The organism is bacterium (assembly GCA_016708315.1).
GTDB lineage: Bacteria > Zixibacteria > MSB-5A5 > CAIYYT01 > CAIYYT01 > JADJGC01.
The window spans coordinates 107598-128823 of sequence record JADJGC010000003.1; the positions used below are offsets into that span (position 1 = coordinate 107598).

The following is a 21226-nucleotide window of genomic DNA, read 5'->3' on the forward strand; positions in this document are numbered from 1 at the left end:
CTCATTTGTTTTGCCTAAGTCAATCCTGCTCTGTCGCAGTTGCCGGAAGCGCTGGATCGACAAACAGCGATTTGACATTTTGGTAGATCACTTGTCCCGGTCCGCCCTTCTTCATCTTGCGCACATAGCGCCGCTCGGTGTAGATGATCGGCACATTGGTCACGCGGCGCATGTCGGAATAATATGCGGCAATGCGGGCGGCTTCTTCAATCGAAGCCTTCGACGGAGCGCGATTCTTGTCGGGCAAGACGAGGATGACATGCGAGCCGGGAATGTTCTGTCCGACGTGAAACCACAGATCCCACGAGCGCGCGGTCTTGAACGTGAGCACGTCATTGCCCTCGGAAGATTTCCCTACAAGAATCGTCTCGCCAGCGGAAGATTCGAAAATGCGATAGTAGCGCGAAGTCGACTGTTCGGCTTTCGCGAGCGCAACGGTAAGCGCCTTCATCTTGTAGCGCGAGAGTATCTCCTCAAGCGCTAACTCATTTTCGACATTTTCCAGCTTTGTGAGAATCTCATCGAACTGCGAAATCTGCACCTCGGATTGGCTGATGCGGTCTTTCAATGGCTGAATCGAGCGCTGTAATTTCTTAGAACGCTTGTAGTAAATGCCCGCCGTTTCAATTACGCTTTTGCCCGGTTCGAGCGGAATAATCACTTCCTGATTTGTGTAGAAGTCATTCACGGTTAGTGTGTCATTCACTGGTTTGGTGTGCGGATGTGCCATCAACAAGTCGCCGTACTTGGCGAATTGTTCCGCTTGATTGCACTCGTCGAGTTGTTTCTGCAATTGCACTATCAACTGGCGTTGCTTGCCGATCAGTCGTTTCAGCCGCCCGCGGTGATCCTTGAGCGCGGCTTCGAATCGCATCCGTTCATGGAATTGACTCTGAATATTCTGGAGCAACGACACAATCGGAGTCGAAGTTGACTTTGAGGAGGAGTCACCCTTAAGCGAATAGCGATCACCGTCGTATTCGATTTCAAAACGTCGATCACCGAATTCCGCTACGAGTCCAGTCCCAGATTTGGGAACATCCGCCAACCCCGCCGGGGCGGCATACTGCGCTCGCGGGCGCAATTCGCGCGGATCGTTCACGACACGGGCAGCCTGCACAATGGCGCCGTCTGCATCAAGCAGATACGCGTTGCTTTGAGCGCCGAACAACTCGAACACGATCGTGAATTTGAGCGCGTCGAATCCTTCGCGCGGTTGCTCGCATTCGAATACGACGATGCGATTGTCGCGGCGTCCTTCGCAGTTGATAATCGTTGCCGGAGTCAATTCCTGCCAGATTGCGAATGAGTCGCCTTGCCCGGGCCAGCCGGACAAACACAGGAATGTCACCGGCGAAAACGAGAAGACGATGTGCATCTTCGAGTCGCCGGCGAATAGAAATCGAAACGTCTTCGACAGTTTGTCGTACTCGACCTTGACAAGTGTTGCTTCGCGCAGAAGCTCATCGAGTTCGCGCGCCATGAAGAATGTCGCTATTGCGGTCTTTGGTATCATCAGGGTGGAAGCTATTGTATCACAAGCACAAAGTCAACCATGTCACTTTTAGGTTGACAAAAGCCGCCGCGACCTGTTTTATGGCAAGTTTGTTAAACCACGAGGGCGTATGATCCGCAGTATGACAGGCTATGGCAAAGCCACGGCCACCATCAATCGCAAGAAAGTAGCCATCGAAATCAGTTCGGTGAACAACCGTTTCCTCGAATTGTCGGTGCGTTTGCCGAAAGTTTTCGGCGAATACGAGAGCGAAATTCGCGAAGCCGTAGCTTCCTTGGTATCGCGCGGCAAGCTTACCTTGACAATGAACATCGAAGACAACGGCGCAACGCCGCAGACTTTAGTGCTCAACGAAGAAACAGCGGAACTCTATTACAAGATGTTCTGCGATCTCAAGAAGAAGTTCAAGCTGGCCGGTGAGATAAGCTTAGCCGACTTCACCGGATTGCCGGAGTTGTTCAGCGTCGTCACAGCGGCGCCATTGCCGAAAGGCGAAATCGAGAAACTGCTTGAGGCCGTCCGAAAGGCTGCGGACTCATTGAATAAAATGCGTCAGCGCGAAGGCAAGGTTCTTGGCGATGACATGATGAGCCGCGTCAAATTGATTGCCAAGGCTCTGGAAAATGTCGAGAAATTGCATCCCAAGAGCATTGATCGCTACAAACAGCGCCTGCACGAAACCGTCAAGAAGATCGAAGGCGAAGGCATTAACCTTCACGGCAGCGACGAGATGCGTCTCCGATTGGACATGGAATTGGCGATTCTGGTAGATAAGGCTGACATCACCGAAGAATGCGTTCGCCTCCGCAGTCATTGCGATGCCTACAATGCGGCGATCAAGGCCGAAGGCGACACCGGCAAAAGGTTAAATTTCATCTTGCAGGAAATGAACCGCGAGGCCAATACCATTGGCGCTAAGGCTTCATTATACGAGATATCTGCGGAAGTTATCAAAATTCGCGAAGAAATAGAAAAAATGCGTGAGCAGGTTCAGAATATCGAATGACGCAAATCGGCGTAAATCAGTTGGACAAGCTCAACTCCCGCAAGCCTTTGATCGTGGTTATGTCGGGACCGTCCGGTGTAGGAAAGTCCTCGATAGTTGAAGGATTATTGACTTCGCACCGAGATTTTGTTGAGTCGGTTTCAGCAACTACGCGTAAAAGACGCACAGGCGAGCGCAGCGGCCGCGATTACTTCTTCCTCTCCCATGCGGAGTTTCGGAACAAAAAGAAGAACCGCGAGTTCATAGAGACAGCGGAGATATTCGGCGAATTCTACGGAACGCCGAAGAAACCCGTGCTGGATGCTCTGGAACGCAAGCGCACAGTGCTCTTTGATATCGATATCGCCGGCGGTCAGGCCATTAAGAAATGGTGTCGCGACGCGGTTTTGATATTCATCATGCCGCCGAGTTTGAACGTCTTGCGCAAAAGACTCGTCGGAAGAAAGACCGAATCCGAGTCGCAGGTCAAAGTCAGGCTTGGAAGAGCGCTAAAGGAAATGAAAGTTTGGACGAAATATGACTACGTTGTCTGTAACGATGACCTTGAGAGGGCAACGGCTCTGATTGAGAACATCATCACGGCCGAGTCACAGCGAGTTAGTCGAAGCGGTACAATCAACTTTACGGAGTAAACGATGAACAGAATGAAAGATCAAACCCTGCTGATGAGCAATCTCGACGACATCACACTGAATCATTACGAAGCGGTGCTGATTGCCTCTCGTCGTGCACGTCTGGTCAATGTCAAGCGTCTGCAGCAGTTGGAAATGATGAACGAAGATAGCGAATACAATATCGACTACCGTAAAGTCACCACAGTGGCTCTGGAAGACCTGTTGACGAACAAAATCAAGTTTGCTTACAAAACCGAGGAAGCATAGTTAAATGGCAAAAAATCTGGTCATAGTCGAGTCTCCAACCAAATCGAAAACTCTTGCCAAATTTCTGGGCAAGAATTTTACGATTAAGGCTTCGGTGGGTCATGTCATTGATCTGCCCAAGTCGAAATTGGGTATTGATCTGGAGAACGGCTTCCAACCAGAATATACTGTCATTAAGGGCAAGGCTCCGATCATTAAGGAGCTTAAAGACGCCGCCAAGAAATCGAAAGCCATCTATTTGGCACCGGACCCTGACCGCGAAGGCGAAGCGATTGCATTTCACATCGCTTCCAAACTTGACAAGCTCGACATCCCGATCTACCGCGTGACATTCAACGAAATCACGAAGAAAGCGGTTTTGGCTGGAATCGAAAACGCGACTCAGATCAATCAGAATCTCGTCGATGCCCAACAGGCGCGACGCATTCTTGATCGTCTCGTGGGTTACAAAATCAGCCCGATACTTTGGCGCACAGTCTATCGCGGTCTGTCCGCCGGACGTGTGCAATCAGTTGCGTTGCGCATCATTTGCGAGCGCGAGGCTGAAATCGATGCCTTCAAACCGGAAGAGTATTGGAAGTTCAACGGCGAGTTTGAAACCGCCAAGAAAGCGCGCTTCACAGCACGGCTGTTCAAAGTCGATGGTCAGGATTTCAAAGTATCTACCGGCGAAGAAGCCGAAGCGCTGAAGAACGACATTGTTAAGCAGTCATACAAAGTATCGAGTGTCGAGGTTGACAAGAAGAGCCGCAAAGCGTTGCCTCCTTATATAACGTCAACTTTGCAACAGGATGCCTCGATTCGTCTGGGTTATGCTTCGTCCAAGACGATGGCAATTGCGCAGTCATTATATGAAGGCGTCGAGATAGGATCCGAGGGTCAGGTTGGTCTCATAACTTACATGAGAACCGACTCGGTGCGAATCGCTGACGAAGCTGTGGCCGCAGCAAAGGCGTATATCGTTGACAGCTTTGGGCCGGACTTCTATCCGGAAACGCCAAATACTTATAAGACCAAGAAGAATGCCCAGGATGCGCACGAGGCAATTCGCCCGACTTATCTTGAGCACTCACCGGAATCGTTGAAGAAGAATCTGACTCGCGACCAATATCGGCTCTATGAATTGATCTGGAACCGCTTTCTGGCGTCGCAAATGTCGCCGGCGCAGTTCGATCAGTTGACCGTGGATATCACTGGCGGCAAGTATCAATTCCGTGTGACCAGTACCAAAGTGACGTTCGAAGGATTCCTCAAGGTCTATTCGATGACTGCCGAAGAGGACCCGGCTGCCAACGGAAACGGTGATGTCAAGAAATTGCCGAAGCTTGAAAAAGACGATAAGGTCACGCTCGAAGAGGTACTTCCGACACAGCATTTCACCAAGGCGCCGCCGCGATTTAGCGAAGCATCACTGGTGAAGGAACTCGAAGCGAACGGTATCGGGCGTCCATCGACTTATGCGCAGATCATATCGACTTTGAAGAACAGAACTTACGTTGAAATCAATCAGCGCCGTCTCTTCCCGACAGACTTGGGCAAGACGGTAAACGGAATATTGGTCAATGAATTCCCCGAGATTTTCTCAGTGCAGTTTACCGCGTTGATGGAAACCGAACTCGACCGTGTCGAGGATGGCGAAATGACGTGGAAGGGTGTGCTCGAAGAATTCTACGAGCCGTTTTCCAAGCGATTGGTCGAGGTTGAAGGCAACCAGCAAGAGATCAAAGCTTCCACACAGAAGGCTTCAGATGTTGTCTGCAGCAAGTGCGGATTACCGATGATCGAGAAGTGGGGTCGCAATGGCCGATTCCTTGCATGCACCGGTTATCCTGAGTGCAAGAGCACCCAGCCACTTGAAGGCAAGGAAGATCTGACGACTGATGAGAAATGCGAGCTATGCGGCTCACCGATGGTGATCAAGCAGGGTCGTTTCGGCAAGTTCACTGCCTGTTCTGCCTATCCGGAATGCAAGAACACCAAGCCGCTTTCAGTGGGAATGAAGTGCCCGAAGGAAGGCTGCGATGGCGATGTAGTCGAACGACGCACCAGACGCGGCAAATCGTTCTGGGGCTGCGGCAAATACCCGAAATGCGATTTCGCCTCGTGGTATAAGCCGGTTGCCAAGAAATGCCCGCAATGCGGATCAGCATATATGGTCGAGAAGGACACCAAAAAGGACGGTCAGCACCTGTATTGTCCGGAGTGTCACCACAAATCGATCAAGCAGGAAGAGCCGGAGACCGCTCCAGTTTAGCTTGCCGATTAGTTAAAATCCCCCTACAATTTCAGCATGTCCAATGCTTTGACCGGCAATATCGACCGGTATCTTGAGTATTTGCGCAATGTGCGTCAATACTCGACCCATACCATGCGCGCCTATCACAGCGATCTGGTGCACTTCAGTGAATTCTTGAAGAAGAATGCGACCGGTGTCGATTCGCTTTCGGTTTCGTTCTATCCGGTAGTAAGAACCTATCTCTATCAACTCAAAGCTCAGGAAAAGAAGAACCGCACAATCGTGCGCAAGCTTTCGGCGATCAGAAAGTACCTGGCGTATCTACTGCGCGAAGGATTGATCACGCAAGAAATTGATTTGGATCTGCTGGGATTCAAACTTGACCGCACATTGCCGCAGTATCTAACTCAAGGTGAAGCCAAGGAGCTAATGGACCTGCCGCAGGGCAACGAGTTTCAGGAAGTGCGCGACCGGGCGATTTTGGAATTGTTTTACCAGTGCGGTTTGCGACTCGCGGAACTGACATCGTTAACGGATGCGTCAATTGACGACAATGCACGGTTGATTCGCGTGATCGGCAAGCGCAAAAAGATGCGGCTCGTGCCCTTTGGTGAAATTGCAGCGACACGCCTAGAGGAATACATTGTAGCGCGGACGGCAAAATTTGGATTGGGCATGGAACGACTGTTCGTAAACAAGAGCGGCGAGCCAATATCCGAGCGTTCAATAGCCCGAATCGTCGAAAAATACACGAAGCAACTTCGGGAAGGTAATCGCCTATCACCGCATAAGCTGCGCCACTCGTTCGCTACTCATCTGCTCGACAACGGAGCGGACTTGCTTGCGATCTCTGAGCTGTTGGGACACGCTTCGATAAAGAGCACACAGATTTACACTCATGTTTCGACGGCGACAATGAAGAAAGAATACCTTCAGGCGCATCCGCGCGCTCAGCGCAAGGCGACCAAGCTGAAATAGCGGCGAGCGCCGTATCAATTGATAACAGGAGAGATTCATGTTTAAAGCTACGACAATACTGGGGCTTAGGCACAAGGGGAAGGTCGCTATCGGCGGCGACGGGCAGGTGACCTTCGAGGATACGATCATGAAAGCGACGGCGCGCAAGATACGGACGTTGAACAACGGACGCATTCTGGCCGGATTCGCCGGATCATCAGCCGATGCATTCACGTTGTTCGAGCGCTTCGAAGCCAAACTCGAAGAGCATGGCGAGAATCTTCCGCGAGCCGCGGTGGAACTGGCCAAAGATTGGCGCCGTGATAAGTATCTGCGCCAGCTTGAAGCTCTGTTAGCAGTGCTGGACCAGGACCACGCTTTTGTCATTTCCGGCGCCGGCGACGTTGTTGAGCCGGATGACGGTATTATCGCCATCGGTTCAGGCGGACCCTTCGCGCTGGCGGCGTGCCGAGCATTGGTTGCGGAAACGAAAATGTCCGCTGAGCAGATTGTGCGTCGGGCACTCGAGATTTCGGGAGATATCTGCATTTTCTCCAATAAGAACATCACTACTGAGACGCTAAAATAGGTTTGATTTCGAACCTTGGGAGCGTTATACTAACCAGCTTCAGGAAGTGCCTGTGCTTGTGGAGGATACGTGGATAAGCATCTGACCCCCAGACAGATAGTTGCAGAATTAGATAAATACATCATTGGTCAAGATCAGGCCAAGAAGATGGTAGCCATAGCTTTACGCAATCGTTGGCGGCGTCAGTCGGTGCCGGACGACTTGCGCAGTGAGATCATGCCCAATAACATCATCTTGATCGGCCCAACAGGGGTCGGCAAGACCGAAATCGCCCGCCGACTGGCGAATCTGGCCGGAGCGCCCTTTGTCAAAGTGGAAGCTTCCAAATTCACTGAAGTCGGCTATGTTGGCCGTGATGTCGAATCGATGATTCGCGATCTCGTTGAACTTTCTGTTCAAATGGTCAGAAAAGAAAAAGCCGAAAAGGTTCAAGCCAAAGCGGAGACACTGGCCGAAGAACGCATCATTGACCTCTTGCTTCCACGAGCCAAGCGCTCGCGGTCGACCGATCCGCCGGTCGAAGAGTCGCTGATAGACGAGAAGTATCAGAGAACGCTGGAGAAGCTGCGCAAACAGCTTCACGATGGATTGCTTGATTCCAGATCGGTCGACATCGAGATTCCGTCCAATCGATTCCCGGTCGTCGAGATCTTCACTCCACAGGGAATGGAAGAGCTGGGAGTCAATTTCCAGGAAATGTTTTCCGGGATGATGCCCAAGAAGAAGAAGATTCGCAAATTGACAATTGCCGAAGCCAAGAAATATTTGATTCAAGAAGAAGCCGCCAAGCTGGTTGACATGGATGAGGTCGTCGTTGAGGCGATGGATCGTGTCGAAAACTCAGGAATTGTCTTTATTGATGAAATCGACAAGATCGCCGGACCGGAAGGGCAGTCATCAGGACCCGACGTGTCGCGCGAGGGAGTCCAACGGGATATCTTGCCGATAGTTGAGGGCTCCAATGTCAGCACCAAATATGGAATGGTCAAGACGGATCATATTCTGTTCATTGCCGCCGGTGCATTTCATTCGAGTAAGCCTTCGGACTTGATTCCGGAATTGCAGGGACGATTCCCGATTCGCGTCGAGCTTGATTCGCTGGACGCAAAGGATTTCGTGCGCATTCTCAAAGAACCGAAGAATGCGCTGCTTAAGCAGTACATAGCATTGATGGAGACAGAAGGCGTCAGTATCAGTTTTGATGCCGCGGCGATTGAAGAGATCGCACGACTGGCGGCTCAGGTCAATGAATCGACCGAGAATATCGGTGCGCGGAGACTTCATACGCTGATGTCGAATCTGCTGGAAGACATCATGTTCAATGTTCCGGATGAGAAAATGGGAAAAGTCAAGATAACCAAGTCGAAAGTTCAGGCGACGTTAAAGGAAATCATCGAAGATGAAGATCTCCGCAGATACATTTTGTAAGCGGTCGTTGATAGGATTGCTGTTGGCGTTGATTGTCTTCACCGGGTCGACGTCAGGATTGGACTATCCGCAGCTGAAGCAAGACGCCAAGGGTGCGAAAGAGGAAGGGTCAGTCAAGATTCCGACTACTCCAAGACTGCTAGACAAGGCGATTAATGACAGTCTGTATATCGTTGGTCCGGGCGACGTATTTCTCATCCAACTCTACGGCATGGTCGAACAGCCGCTATTGGTTGAAGTGCTGCCAGAGGGTGTGGTTTCGATACCGCAGGTTGGTGTTGTAAGACTGGGGCAGATCACTCTTGTCGATGCTAAGAACAAAATTCGTGATGCATTGATGACTCGTGTGCGGGATCGAGCCATTGACGTTAGTCTGGCTCAGATTCGCACATTCAAGGTTAGCGTAACGGGCGGCGTAGAACAACCGGGAGTTGTTGTTGTATCAGCTGCCGACCGCGTGACGGAAGCCATTGCTTTGGCGGGCGGGCTGCAGGCAAAAGCATCGCGCAGGAACATTCAGCTGATCAAGGAAGTCGATACGACGCATGCAGATCTGGATTTCTTCAACGCATCGGGGAATGTCAGTTTGAATCCGTACCTCAATGAGGGTCACGTCGTATTTGTTCCTGTCGTATCTGACTCATTCAACAAGATTGAAATCTACGGTGCTGTGAATGCGCCGGGAAGATTCGAATTTCGCGCTGGTGACCGCATAAGCGATTTGGTCACCCTGGGATTTGGATTAGCGGAAGATGCGGATGTTTCCAATGCCGAGTTGGTGAGGTTTATCGGTGACGACAAAGGCAAGCAGTCAATTTCTGTCGACTTGAACGCTATTACCGAAAACGTAAACTCTGAAGTTAATATCGAGCTAAAACCAGACGATCGGGTTTTCGTTCGTTCGATCTCGGGATTTCGATACAAGGAGCGGGTAGTTATCGAAGGAGAGGTCTTGCATCCGGGGACCTACCCGATTCAACCCGGCTGCGAAACGCTATTGGAATTATTGAACAAGGCCGGCGGGATGCTGGAAAAAGCTTCGCTATCTGAAGCCGAGATGTATCGGTCGCTTCGCTTCTTCAAGGAAGACCGAACGAGTTTTGAGCAGTTGCTGCAGTTATCTACCGACAAGCTCTCGGATTTTGAGTTGCAGTACTTCAAAGAGATGTCGGCTGGCCGCACAGGCAAGGTCGCTGTGAATTTCAGCGGACTGCTTGAAGACCACAGAAAAGAACTGGATATCAGACTTGTTGATGGCGACTACATCAAGATTCCGCAGAAGAGCTTCTCAGTCACAGTGATGGGGCGTGTGGTAAATCCCGGCCTGGTGCCGTTCAGGGAAAGCGAATCCGTTGATTACTATGTTCGTGCCGCTGGCGGCTATGGATACAAGGCGGACAAGGGCGATATTCGCATTATCAAGGCAAACACCGGTGCGGTTGTAAAATCTGGTCGAGGCGCCGAAGTAGCAATGGGCGACAAGATCATGGTACCGCAGAAGAAGTCGATAAATTTCTGGGGAATCGTCAAGGACGCGGGAATTTTCCTCGCCAATTTGGCGACGATCTATATCGTTGTTGATCAGGCAGTCAATTAGCCAGGGCGTATGTCGCGGCAGTTACCCGCTGAATCTAAGGAGATGGAATGAGCACTAATATAATCTCGTCGAGTGCCAGAGTCGCCGCTGATGCCAAGATCGGCCACTTCTGCGTTATCGGCGATAACGTGGAGATCGGCGCAGGGAGTGTGCTTGGGTCAAACATCGTGATTTACTCAGGCACCAAAGTCGGCGCCAATGTACGGATAGACGATGGCGCGAGCATCGGCAAGCAGCCGATGCGTGCCGCGAATTCTGCGGTCACCAAAGAGCAGGAGCTTGAACCGACCCGCATTGGCGACAACTGCATTATTGGTTCGAATGTGGTCATATATGCAGGCGCAGTGATTGGCCAGAAAGTTTTGATAGCAGACCTCTCCACCGTGCGGGAGAACGTATCGATCGGAGATTTCACGATCGTTGGTCGCGGCGTGGCCATTGAGAATTTCTGCAAAGTCGGCAGCTACTGCAAGCTGGAAACAAACGTGTATCTCACCGCCTATTCTGAACTGGAAGACCGCGTGTTTATGGCGCCTTGCGTAGCGACTTCGAACGACAATTTCGTTGGCCGCACACAGGAACGCTTCAAGCATTTCAAAGGTATAACCGTGAAACGCGGCGGACGCGTGGGTCTTAACGCAACGATTCTTCCCGGCAAGATTGTCGGCGAGGATGCTCTGGTAGCTGCTGGAGCAGTATTGACCAAGGACGCTCCTGCCCAGACCATTGTTATGGGTTCTCCGGCCAAGACGCTTAAGCGGGTGCCGCCGGAACAACTCCTCGAAAATCAATAAGCACTGAAAGGACTGCCAATTGTTGGTTCCTCTTCTTGATCTCAAGCGCGAATACGCCTCAATGAAATCGGAGATCGATGCCGCCATCGCGAATGTAATCGCAGACACAAAGTACATCAATGGCCCGCAGGTCAAACAGTTCGAAGAAGCCGCGGCCAAATACCTCGGATGCAAGCACGCGATTGGTGTAGCTTCCGGTACCGACGCATTGCTGATAGCATTGCGCGCAGCCGGTGTTGGTCCCGGAACCGAAGTGATTACGACCAGTTTCAGCTTCTTCGCAACAGCGGGGACTATAGCCAATCTTGGCGCAACGCCGGTGTTTGTCGATATCGAAGCAGATACGTTTAACTTAGTCCCCAACCAGATCGAAGCAAAGATCACCAGCAAAACCAAGGCAATTGTACCGGCACCTGTTTGGACAGTCGGCGGATATGGACCCGATCATGGCGCTTGGAAAGAAACACAAGATTGCGATCGTTGAAGACGCCGCGCAGTCGTTGTCTTCCAAATATAAGAACCAAATGTCCGGGACGATTGGAGATCTGGGGATCTATTCCTTTTATCCAACTAAGAATCTTGGCTGTCCGGGCGACGGCGGTATGATCGTGACAAATTCCGATCTACTCAACGAGCAATTGCGCATGCTAAAGGCGCACGGCGCGAAAACGAAATACTTCCACGACGTCGTCGGCTATAATTCGCGACTCGACACTCTGCATGCCGCGGTTCTGCTGGCAAAATTGCCGCATCTGGATGAGTGGTCGAAGAAACGCCGCGAAAATGCGGAATACTACAACCAACGGTTCGCCGGCGCCAAACTTACCAGACCAACTGAAAAACCTTACGCACACCATATCTACAATCAATACAGTGTCTGCGTCAACAATCGCGATGGGCTTCGCGACCGGTTTAAGCAAGAAGGCATCGGCTACGAGATTTACTATCCGCTGCCGCTGCATTTGCAGGAGTGTTTCCGCCATCTCGGGTACCACGAGGGTGATTTGCCGGTTTCGGAAATGTGCGCCAAGAGCGTGATTTCGTTGCCGATTTATCCAATGCTAACCGAGCAAGAACGCGAGTTTGTGGCGGACACGGTCCTCCAATATGCCTCGTAAAGCACGAATAGTCACAATTGCGGGGGCACGTCCACAATTCATAAAATTGTCGCCGCTGCATCGCGAGCTGTCGGCACGCAAGATTGATCATTGCATTATCAACACGGGCCAGCACTACGACTATTCGATGGCGGGTGTATTTTTCAAGGAACTGCGCCTTCCCAAGCCCGCTGCGAATTTGGCGGTTGGCTCAGGTTCTGCGAGCGAGATGACAGCGAAAATCATTGAGGGCACTTCTAAGGCGCTGAAACGACTAGCGCCGGATGCGGTTGCTGTAATTGGAGACACAAATAGCACACTCGGCGGGGCAATTGCGGCCGCACAACTTGGGCTGCCACTGGCGCATATCGAGGCTGGATTGCGTTGCTTGGACTTGACCGTGCCGGAAGAGCTGAATCGCGTAGTAACCGACCGGATTGCGAATCTGCTGTTTTGCCCGACCGCTCAGTCAGTGAAGAATCTGAAGACAGAGGGTATTGGCAAGAACGTGTACAACACCGGTGATCTGCTATACGATGTTCTCGCGGAAGCAAAACCGGATAAGAAGTATGTCGATGGCTTTTTGCGTCAACATAGCTTAAGCAAAGGCGAGTTTTTGTTGGCGACGATTCATCGCGCCGACTCAGTTGATGTGAGGGAGAACTTGACGGTATTGACGAAGATGCTCGCGTCTTTGAAGACGACCACGATTCTGCCGCTTCATCCGCGAACTCGCAAGCGCTTGGTGGAGTTTGGTCTGATGGAAGCTGTGAAGAGAGCCAAGAAGCTAATCGTAGTTGAACCACTCGGCTATCGCGACACACTGGCCGCACTGATGAGCTGCCGGATGGTCCTAACTGACTCAGGCGGACTCCAACGCGAAGCGTATTTCCTCAAGACGCCAACATTGCTGCTACGTTCGGTCACAGAATGGGTGGAGATTAATCGCGCAGGCGGCAGCAAGATAGTCGGCTTCGACCGGGCTAAGTTGGCGCGCGGACTGGCGAGCACCGATTTTCGTTTCGGCGATCGCAGCTTCTGCCGCATCGGTGCTTCGAAGCGCATAGCCGACCGATTGGCAGAATTTGCGCGGTAAATGCCGCCGGGAACGGCGCGAACAGGCAGTAAATTGCAATTGACTGCATGCTGATGCAGGCGTAAACTAATAATCTATGGACAATCCAAACCAGAAACAGAGCGGCCGCTTGCGGCGCGAGATCATCACGCTTCTTGCTGATCTCGTGATGACTCAGCTCTGCTTCCTGATCGCCCTGATTCTATTCCACAACTTGCGCGAAGTTCGAGGTGAATTCAGTGTAACGCTGAGATACTTCTACGGTCTTCCCAATTTGGCGATAACGGTCTACTGGTTGGGATTGATTTATCTATCGCGATTGCTGAAGACGTTCTTTCCGCAGGGGCTTTACGGCGAATTCCTACGGATATTCAATGTGGTGTCGCTCGGTGTCGTGATGATGATTTTCGCGATGGTCGATTTCTCTGACCCGACATCGTTTTTCTCGAGTTCGAAGATTCTCATCTTTGCCTACTGGGCTTCGCTGATTCTGACCCTATGCATCAATCGACTAATGATCTATCAGGCAAATGAAGCTGGAGATACGGAGTCAAGCGAGGCGATTGTTTCGCCGCTGTTTCTACCGCGACGGCTGATCATTGTGATGCTCGATTTGGTGATCATCGCCGCCGGCTACTACCTGAGTTTCCTGATTCGCTTCGAAGGCGAGATACCACCGGATTACTTCTTGAGTTTCCAATCGAGTTTGCCGGTAGTGATCATTCTGCGCTTTGCGATGCTGCTCTACTTCCGGCTGTATTCGGGATATTACCGCTATGCTTCAATTAGCGACCTGACGCAGATATTGAAGGCGGTTACGGCAGGCAGTGTATTGATCGCAATCCCGACCTATTTCTTCGGATACGGCAACATCCCGCGCGGGGTGTTTATCATTGAGTGGTTGTTGTTGGTCGTACTGCTCGGTGGATCAAGATTCCTGCTTCGCGCCGGACGCGAGTTAATGCCGCAGATGTGGCGTCAGGGACGGCGGACATTTATCATCGGCGGCGGCTCGGCAGGTGAAATGGTGTTGCGTGAATTGCGCAAAACTCCGATGGGGCTGAAGCCGGTCGGCATCATTGATGACAACATCGAAAAACAGGGAATGCGAATACATGGAATCACTGTTGTCGGCAAAAGCGATGACCTTGAACGACTGGCGCTCAAACACAAGGTGACCGATGCGATAATCGCGATTCCGTCAGCGACCGGCCCGCAGATGCGGAGTCTCATTGATGCCTGCCGCAAAGCGCACGTCAGCTTCAAATCGCTGCCGCCATTGCGGGAAATCATTGGCGGGCAGGTCGCACTCAGCCAGGTTCGAAATATCAGCGTCGACGATTTGCTGGGGCGTAATCCGGTGCGATTGGATAATCAGCGATTGGCGAACTTTATCGAGGGAAAGCGGATTCTTGTAACCGGCGGCGCCGGTTCGATTGGTTCGGAGATTTGCCGGCAGGTGATGCGCTACCATCCGGAGCGGCTGATAGTGATTGATCGCGCTGAGAACCGGCTTTATGAGATGCTGCTTGAAATGCGGGGGAATCCGGAGAGCGTGGTCGTTGACCCTCAGGTGGCGGATATCACTGATCCCGACAAGATGGATCGCCTGTTCGAGCAGTACCGGCCGGAGATTGTGTTTCACGCCGCGGCTTACAAGCAGGTGCCGTTAATGGAACTGTTTCCGGAAGAGGCAACACGCAATAACATCTTTGGTACCAAGTTGCTGGTTGAACTTGCCGACAAGCATGGCGTGTCAGTCGTCGTGATGATCTCGACCGACAAGGCGGTGCGACCCTCGAGCGTGATGGGAGCGAGCAAGCGAATTGCGGAAATATTAGTGCAGTGCTTTGCCAAACGGTCGCGGACATCGTATATCACCGTCCGGTTCGGAAACGTGCTCGGCTCCGACGGTTCGGTGGTGCCGATATTCAAGAGACAAATCGAGCAGGGCGGACCGGTAACGGTGACCCATCCCGATATGACGCGCTATTTCATGACGATCAAGGAAGCGTCACTTCTGGTAATGCAGGCGGCGACGATCGGGAGATCCGGAGATATACTGGTACTAAACATGGGTGAACCGGTACGTATCGTTGATCTGGCGCGGGCGATGATAACTTTGTCCGGGCGCGTTCCGGAAGAAGAGATTGCGATAGAATACACCGGGCTCCGGCCGGGCGAAAAACTGACGGAAGAGTTGTTCGACGAAGAAGGGCTGGTAACGTCGGAACATGAAAATATTCTGGTAGCAAGAGCAACCGACTACGAGTGGGATACGATCAAGAGCGAATTGATACGACTGGAGCGTGCAATGCATGAGCAAGAGCGCGAACAGATCATTCAGTTGTTTCAGGAAATCGTTCCCAGCTATCAGAGCGAAGCCAAGAGAATTAATCAGTAATCATAGAAGGACGAGGGAATGCTCGACATCAAGTACATTCGGGAGAATCCTGACAGCGTAAAGCAGGGAGTCGCCAACAAGAACAGCAAGATCGATATCGATAAGATTCTCGATCTCGACCGTGAACGCCGCGATATCGTCACCGGCATGGAAGCTCTGCGCGAAAAGCGCAACAAGGCATCGGGTGAAATCGCCGTGATGAAGAAGAACAAGCAGGATGCGACCGAGCAAATCGCCGCAATGAAGGCGGTCGGTGATCAGATCAGCGCCGATGAAGAGCGGTTGCGCGTTGTGGAGGACGATCTAAACCAATTGATAATGATGGTGCCCAATCTCCCGCACGAAACGACACCGGTTGGGCGCGATGAATCCGCCAACGTGCAGGTGCGCGAGTGGGGAACGAAGCCGAAGTTCGGTTTCACGCCGCAGGCGCATTGGGATCTCGGCGCTAAGTTGGGAATGTTTGATCTTGAGCGCGGCGCCAAGATTTCCGGCTCGGGATTCATTCTATACACCAACGCCGGTGCATTGTTGGAACGCGCGCTGATTAGCTTCTTCCTCGATATCCATGTCACGCGACACGGATACTCGGAAGTGTTTCCGCCGTTCATGGTCAACACACAAACGATGACCGGAACAGGGCAGCTGCCCAAGATGGCGGAAGACATGTACCAGCTCAACGATCAGACGATGTGGCTGGTGCCGACTGCAGAAGTTCCGGTGACGAATATCTACGCGAATGAGATACTGGCACCAGCCGATGTGCCGAAATACATGGTCGCCTACACGCCGTGTTTCCGCCGCGAAGCAGGAGCCGCCGGCAAAGATACGCGCGGGTTGATTCGTGTGCACCAATTTGACAAGGTCGAGATGGTGCGAATTGTAAGGCCGGAAGTGTCGTATCAGGAACTTGATATTATCACCGGACATGCCGAGAGCATTCTGCAATTGCTTGGTCTGCACTATCGGGTAGTCGAGCTGGCATCGGGCGATATTTCCTTCGCCGCGACCAAGTGCTACGATCTCGAAGTGTGGGCGCCGGGTGTTGACAAGTATCTCGAAGTATCGTCATGCTCGAATTTTGGCGACTTCCAATCGCGCCGAATGAACATGCGCTTCCGACCAGCGGAAGGCGAGAAGCCGGTTTTCCCGCATACGCTCAACGGTTCGGGATTGGCTCTGCCGCGCACGGTAATCGCAATAATTGAGAACTATCAGACGGCTGAGGGTAAAATAGTAGTGCCTGAAGTATTGCGTCCTTACATGCGAGGACTTGAAGTAATCGGATGAGAATTCCGCTTCTAAAAGACCATTCCGGCTCGGCAACGATGCCGGGAGTGTTCAAAGCGTTCATCTTCTTTGGCACGATTGCCATTGCGGCGCTTTTTATGATCTACACGCAGTTCCTTATCAACGGGCTGCAGGAGAACATCAAACGCGATGTCCGCATGTGGGCGAAGCTGTGGGAGTTGGCGGGCGCCGAGGATTCTTCGCCGCGCGTGAACGCGGTTGTTTTTGAAGAGATCATTCAGAAGGCATATTTTCCGATCATTGTCACCGACCACCATCGCAATCCAGTGTTGTGGGCGCGAATTCCGGGGATTGAAGATACAGACACCTCGCAGGCTGCGCTGAAGACTATCGGCGAGTATCGCGAGCGGATGTTGCGGGAAAACGGCGAGACTCCTGTTGCCTGGAATGGCCAGATCATTCAGTACATCCTTTATGATTACCCGCCGTTGGTGCGGCAACTACAGTTGATGCCGATTATTGAAATCGCCGTTGTAGGCGTGTTTCTGATCGTCGGGTTTGTAGGATTCCGCAATATTCAGCGTGCGGAACAGCGCAATATCTGGGTCGGTATGGCGAAAGAGACGGCGCATCAGCTCGGTACGCCGCTGACTTCGCTGATGGGATGGCTGGAAGTTATCGAGACTGACATGAAGGAAGGGCGGTTGAAGTCTGCCGAGAATTCTGCGAGTCAACTTGACAATGTCATCGCCAAGATGCGCAATGATGTTCAAAGGCTCGATCGCGTCGCCAATCGCTTCGGACAGATTGGATCGATTCCAGAAACGACGCCGAACAATATCAATCCGTTGATACAGGAAGTTGTGAGTTACTACTGTCAACGATTGCCGCACGCAGGTAAGGGAATCTCATTGCGATTTGAACCGGGCGCGGATTTGAGCGCCAAGGTCAATCCGGAGCTGTTTACTTGGGTGATTGAGAACCTAATCAAGAACAGCCTGCAGTCGTGCGATCAGAAGAGCGGCGAGATTGTACTGCGTACGACGGCTGATGCAACAAACGAAAAAGTCGTAATCACGGTAACGGACAATGGGCCGGGAATCCCGCAGAAATCGCAGAAGAAGATATTCGAGACGGGATTTACGACGAAAAAACGCGGCTGGGGTCTTGGATTGACTCTTGCGCGACGTATCATTCAGGAGTACCACAACGGTCGAATCGAGCTGAAAGAGTCGATTCCAAACCAGCGAACCACCTTCCAGATCACCTTAGCTTCTGCCGAGCCGATCAACCGTGAGAAAGGACAAGCCTAATGAGTAACGACGTCAAGAGAGTCTTGTGGGTCGATGACGAAGTCGATCTGCTTGAATCACACCGAATCATTCTCGAAGGCAAAGGCTTTCAGATTACGCCGGTGGCTTCCGGAGAGGATGCGCTGGTGGAGGTCGGCAAGCACACTTTCGATTTGATTCTGCTTGACGAAATGATGCCCGGTATGGATGGATTGACGACGCTCGAAGAGATCAAGAAGATCAAACCATATATACCTGTTGTGATGGTTACCAAGTCGGAAGAAGAGCATCTGATGAATCAGGCGATCGGAAAGAATATTGCCGAATATCTGGTCAAGCCGGTGAATCCTTCGCAAGTACTGGCGGTAGCCAAGAAGATCCTTGATGCAAAACGGCTTCAGGGTGATGCAGTCACTCGCGATTATGTCCAGAAGCTAAATCAGCTGCGAAGCCGGCTCTATGGACCGATGGAGCCGCAAGATTGGGTCGATGTGCATCGGCAGCTTTCGCAATGGGATGTCGATTTTGACAAGATTAATGACGACGGTTTGCGGCAGAGTCATCTTTCTCAAAAGCGCGAATACAACATCGAATTTTATCGTTATATCGAACGCGAATATCCGCGCTGGCTCAAGAGTGGCAATGGGCCGGTGATGTCTCCGGCGGTGTTCAAGACATTTGTAGCGCCGCATATCAATGACAAGAAGCCGACGTTTTTCATAATCGTCGACTGCATGCGACTCGATCAGTGGCTGATGCTTGAGCCGATCATCGCCGAGTACTTGGATATCGATTTGGATTACTACTACTCGATCATACCGACAGCAACGCCGTTCTCGCGAAATGCAATTTTCTCAGGAATGTACCCAGACGAATTGGCTAAGGTGAAACCGGAAATCTGGGAGGGCGGAACTGCCGATGAGCGGAGTCTGAATCGATTCGAAGATTCGCTTTTAGTTGACCAATATAAACGACTCAAGATCAAGACGCCCGGCGAGCCGAAGTATTTCAAGATGAGCGATCTCAAGGAAGACGAGAGTTTTCTAAAGCGCTTATCGAGTCATCAGAGCGCACCGGTGTTGGCGCTGGTATTCAACTTCCTTGATATCTTGGTGCATGGTCGTTCGCAGTCGCGTGCGCTTCAGCAGATTTCTCCCGACGAGGCGGCATTCCGTTCGCTGATTATGTCTTGGTTCGGTCATTCGACGCTGTTTGATGTTATCAAGCATGTTGCCGCGACTGGAGCGACGTGTGTGATAACTTCCGACCACGGATCGATACTCGGAACGCGCGGTACGATTGCCTACGGCAAGAAGGACACCTCGACGAACTTGCGCTATAAGTACGGCGACAATCTCAATTGCGACCCCAAGGAAGCGATGCTGATTAAGAATCCGGATATGTATCGACTGCCGAGATTCAATCTGGCGACGACATATTTGATTGCGAGCGAAGATTTCTATTTCGTATATCCGACCAACTATAACGAATACAATCGTCAATTCCAGAATAGCTTCCAACACGGAGGCATTACACTGGAAGAGATGATCGTGCCGGTGGCGACACTACGACCAAAGAAGTAAATGGCGCAGCAGAATTTCGTTACCAACTCTGAAACCGAAACTGCGGCGATTGCCCGCGATTTAGCCGGGCAGTTGACAGCCGGCGATGTTGTGTTGTTTTATGGCTCGCTGGGAGCTGGAAAAACGGCGTTTATTCGCGGCCTGCTTGAATACTTTGATTCCAAAATAGAAGTGACTTCGCCGACCTACACGCTTGTCAACGTATATCCGACAAAACCGCAGATTTTTCACTTTGATCTTTATCGTCTTCGCGACGAAAACGATTTGCTCGATTTGGGGTTTGACGAGTATCTTGACTCCGGCGGCATAGTCTTGGTCGAATGGGCGGAGAAGTGCGGCCGATTCAAACCGGCAACGGGATTTATTGTGACTTTGGAGATTGAGGGTCAGACGACACGGAAGTTATCAATAGGGCGGATCGAAGATGTTAGTCTTAGCGCTTGATACCGCCAGCGAGCGATTGTTAGCGGGAATTGCCAATGAAACGGGTATTCTTGCGGATCACGTCGGCGAACCGGACCGCTCGCACTCCGAGAAAGTCATTGCGGCACTTGACAGTCTGTTCAAGAAGGCTGATATTGATCCATCCGAACTCGACGCCCTGGCAATTGCTGTCGGACCGGGATCATTTACCGGTTTGCGGGTGGGAATAGCCACGGTACTCGGTTTGGCACAGGCGTGGAAGAAACCGATTCTCTCGGCAGGCAATATGCGGTTGGCACGATTGTTCTTTTCGGAGCGCAATCTTGAACCGATTATCGTTACGCATTGTCGCGGCGAGGAATTTTATCTGTCGAAGTCGGGTGAAAGTGTGGAAATTCTGGGAAGTCAGACAATAATTGAAAACTATGGGGACCGACAGTTCGGCGGTTTTGGCGCCGAGCGATTGTCCGATCTTGCGGCAAAGCGAGAGCGCGTGATTTCGTTGATCTCGCCAACTATTTGGGGTGGAGGAGACTTTGCTTTGATGGTTGCGCGCAATCCTGAGAAGTTTAAGGCACTTGATCCGGCCAACCTCGATGTCAATTACGTGCTTAAATCACAGCCGGAGCAGAAACGCGACGCGGCGACAGTTGCGATTACGGTCGGCGAATTGAAACACGAGGATCTAGCTGATGTCGTGCGAATTGAGCGTGAGGCTTTTACGGATCCCTGGGATGAGCAGAATTTCATGGCTGATATTGAAAACGATCATGTCATCACGCTGGCTGCGCGCGATTCAAATGTATGTGTAGGATATCTAAGCTGCGTCGCTCTTGATGACTATGGCTATGTTGCCAATGTCGCAGTCGATGGCGAATATCGTTCGAAAGGTGTGGGCAAGGCTTTGATGGATGAACTGAGCAAGCTATTGCTTCAGCGCAATATCAGCGATATCGTGCTGGATGTTCGAGTTTCAAACTCGCGCGCCATCGGCTTCTATGAAAAATACGGCTTTAGCGTCATAACCCGGCGCAAGGGCTTCTATTCGACACCACCGGAGGACTCGTTCACAATGTTGAAGAGTTTGGAAGTATGAC

At 51.6% G+C, this 21226-nt stretch carries 17 protein-coding genes and 1 pseudogene; 17 read left to right on the plus strand and 1 reads right to left on the minus strand.

The window, feature by feature from the left end:
• Nucleotides 1–19: 19 nt before the first annotated feature.
• Nucleotides 20–1516 carry a DUF814 domain-containing protein gene (locus IPH59_03440; protein ID MBK7090765.1) on the minus strand — a complete coding sequence of 499 codons (1497 nt, stop codon included), beginning with the start codon at nt 1514–1516 and terminating at the stop codon, nt 20–22.
• Between the two features lie 109 nt (nt 1517–1625).
• Here IPH59_03440 and IPH59_03445 point away from each other — a divergent pair, with 109 nt between their 5' ends.
• From IPH59_03445 to rimI, 17 genes and pseudogenes are all read left to right on the plus strand, one after another.
• Complete coding sequence (locus IPH59_03445) at nt 1626–2522, plus strand: YicC family protein (protein MBK7090766.1); 897 nt, start codon at nt 1626–1628, stop codon at nt 2520–2522.
• Nucleotides 2519–3154, plus strand: a complete 636-nt coding sequence (gene gmk / locus IPH59_03450) for a guanylate kinase (GenBank protein MBK7090767.1) — start codon at nt 2519–2521, stop codon at nt 3152–3154. The genes IPH59_03445 and gmk overlap by 4 nt, the downstream gene beginning before the upstream one ends.
• 3 nt (nt 3155–3157) lie before the next feature.
• Complete coding sequence (locus IPH59_03455) at nt 3158–3403, plus strand: DNA-directed RNA polymerase subunit omega (GenBank protein MBK7090768.1); 246 nt, start codon at nt 3158–3160, stop codon at nt 3401–3403.
• 4 nt (nt 3404–3407) lie between these two features.
• Complete coding sequence (topA, locus tag IPH59_03460) at nt 3408–5657, plus strand: type I DNA topoisomerase (protein ID MBK7090769.1); 2250 nt, start codon at nt 3408–3410, stop codon at nt 5655–5657.
• A gap of 36 nt (nt 5658–5693) precedes the next feature.
• A complete protein-coding gene (locus IPH59_03465; GenBank protein ID MBK7090770.1) occupies nt 5694–6617 on the plus strand; it encodes a tyrosine-type recombinase/integrase in 924 nt (307 codons plus the stop codon).
• A gap of 37 nt (nt 6618–6654) precedes the next feature.
• Nucleotides 6655–7185 carry an ATP-dependent protease subunit HslV gene (gene hslV, locus IPH59_03470; GenBank protein ID MBK7090771.1) on the plus strand — a complete coding sequence of 177 codons (531 nt, stop codon included), beginning with the start codon at nt 6655–6657 and terminating at the stop codon, nt 7183–7185.
• Nucleotides 7186–7254: 69 nt separating this feature from the next.
• Entirely contained in the window at nt 7255–8613 is a 1359-nt protein-coding gene (gene hslU, locus IPH59_03475) for an ATP-dependent protease ATPase subunit HslU (GenBank protein ID MBK7090772.1), read from the plus strand.
• Nucleotides 8585–10210 carry an SLBB domain-containing protein gene (locus tag IPH59_03480; protein MBK7090773.1) on the plus strand — a complete coding sequence of 542 codons (1626 nt, stop codon included), beginning with the start codon at nt 8585–8587 and terminating at the stop codon, nt 10208–10210. Before hslU ends, IPH59_03480 begins: the two co-directional genes overlap by 29 nt.
• Nucleotides 10211–10257: 47 nt before the next feature.
• On the plus strand, nt 10258–11004 hold the full coding sequence (locus IPH59_03485) for an N-acetyltransferase (protein MBK7090774.1): 747 nt from the start codon (nt 10258–10260) through the stop codon (nt 11002–11004).
• A 19-nt stretch (nt 11005–11023) separates the two neighbouring features.
• A pseudogene (locus IPH59_03490) lies at nt 11024–12122 on the plus strand (DegT/DnrJ/EryC1/StrS family aminotransferase).
• A complete protein-coding gene (gene wecB, locus IPH59_03495; protein ID MBK7090775.1) occupies nt 12112–13197 on the plus strand; it encodes a UDP-N-acetylglucosamine 2-epimerase (non-hydrolyzing) in 1086 nt (361 codons plus the stop codon). Before IPH59_03490 ends, wecB begins: the two are co-directional and overlap by 11 nt.
• A gap of 76 nt (nt 13198–13273) precedes the next feature.
• Entirely contained in the window at nt 13274–15580 is a 2307-nt protein-coding gene (locus tag IPH59_03500) for a polysaccharide biosynthesis protein (GenBank protein MBK7090776.1), read from the plus strand.
• Nucleotides 15581–15598: 18 nt separating this feature from the next.
• Nucleotides 15599–16870, plus strand: a complete 1272-nt coding sequence (gene serS, locus IPH59_03505) for a serine--tRNA ligase (GenBank protein MBK7090777.1) — start codon at nt 15599–15601, stop codon at nt 16868–16870.
• Nucleotides 16867–18144, plus strand: coding sequence for a HAMP domain-containing histidine kinase (locus tag IPH59_03510; protein MBK7090778.1), 1278 nt, complete (start codon nt 16867–16869; stop codon nt 18142–18144). The genes serS and IPH59_03510 overlap by 4 nt, the downstream gene beginning before the upstream one ends.
• Nucleotides 18144–19706: a response regulator gene (locus IPH59_03515; GenBank protein MBK7090779.1), complete on the plus strand. Its 1563-nt coding sequence runs from the start codon at nt 18144–18146 to the stop codon at nt 19704–19706. The genes IPH59_03510 and IPH59_03515 overlap by 1 nt, the downstream gene beginning before the upstream one ends.
• On the plus strand, nt 19707–20150 hold the full coding sequence (gene tsaE / locus IPH59_03520) for a tRNA (adenosine(37)-N6)-threonylcarbamoyltransferase complex ATPase subunit type 1 TsaE (protein ID MBK7090780.1): 444 nt from the start codon (nt 19707–19709) through the stop codon (nt 20148–20150).
• Entirely contained in the window at nt 20131–21225 is a 1095-nt protein-coding gene (rimI, locus tag IPH59_03525) for a ribosomal protein S18-alanine N-acetyltransferase (GenBank protein ID MBK7090781.1), read from the plus strand. The genes tsaE and rimI overlap by 20 nt, the downstream gene beginning before the upstream one ends.
• Nucleotide 21226: the final 1 nt, after the last annotated feature.

What these genes read in the sequence shown, in the direction of transcription:
- IPH59_03440 (MBK7090765.1), bottom strand. Translation starts at nt 1,516, where the DNA reads ATGATACCAAAGACCGCAATAGCGACATTCTTCATGGCGCGCGAACTC.
- IPH59_03445 (MBK7090766.1), top strand. Translation starts at nt 1,626, where the DNA reads ATGATCCGCAGTATGACAGGCTATGGCAAAGCCACGGCCACCATCAAT.
- gmk (MBK7090767.1), top strand. Translation starts at nt 2,519, where the DNA reads ATGACGCAAATCGGCGTAAATCAGTTGGACAAGCTCAACTCCCGCAAG.
- IPH59_03455 (MBK7090768.1), top strand. Translation starts at nt 3,158, where the DNA reads ATGAACAGAATGAAAGATCAAACCCTGCTGATGAGCAATCTCGACGAC.
- topA (MBK7090769.1), top strand. Translation starts at nt 3,408, where the DNA reads ATGGCAAAAAATCTGGTCATAGTCGAGTCTCCAACCAAATCGAAAACT.
- IPH59_03465 (MBK7090770.1), top strand. Translation starts at nt 5,694, where the DNA reads ATGTCCAATGCTTTGACCGGCAATATCGACCGGTATCTTGAGTATTTG.
- hslV (MBK7090771.1), top strand. Translation starts at nt 6,655, where the DNA reads ATGTTTAAAGCTACGACAATACTGGGGCTTAGGCACAAGGGGAAGGTC.
- IPH59_03480 (MBK7090773.1), top strand. Translation starts at nt 8,585, where the DNA reads ATGAAGATCTCCGCAGATACATTTTGTAAGCGGTCGTTGATAGGATTG.
- IPH59_03485 (MBK7090774.1), top strand. Translation starts at nt 10,258, where the DNA reads ATGAGCACTAATATAATCTCGTCGAGTGCCAGAGTCGCCGCTGATGCC.
- wecB (MBK7090775.1), top strand. Translation starts at nt 12,112, where the DNA reads ATGCCTCGTAAAGCACGAATAGTCACAATTGCGGGGGCACGTCCACAA.
- IPH59_03500 (MBK7090776.1), top strand. Translation starts at nt 13,274, where the DNA reads ATGGACAATCCAAACCAGAAACAGAGCGGCCGCTTGCGGCGCGAGATC.
- serS (MBK7090777.1), top strand. Translation starts at nt 15,599, where the DNA reads ATGCTCGACATCAAGTACATTCGGGAGAATCCTGACAGCGTAAAGCAG.
- IPH59_03510 (MBK7090778.1), top strand. Translation starts at nt 16,867, where the DNA reads ATGAGAATTCCGCTTCTAAAAGACCATTCCGGCTCGGCAACGATGCCG.
- IPH59_03515 (MBK7090779.1), top strand. Translation starts at nt 18,144, where the DNA reads ATGAGTAACGACGTCAAGAGAGTCTTGTGGGTCGATGACGAAGTCGAT.
- tsaE (MBK7090780.1), top strand. Translation starts at nt 19,707, where the DNA reads ATGGCGCAGCAGAATTTCGTTACCAACTCTGAAACCGAAACTGCGGCG.
- rimI (MBK7090781.1), top strand. Translation starts at nt 20,131, where the DNA reads ATGTTAGTCTTAGCGCTTGATACCGCCAGCGAGCGATTGTTAGCGGGA.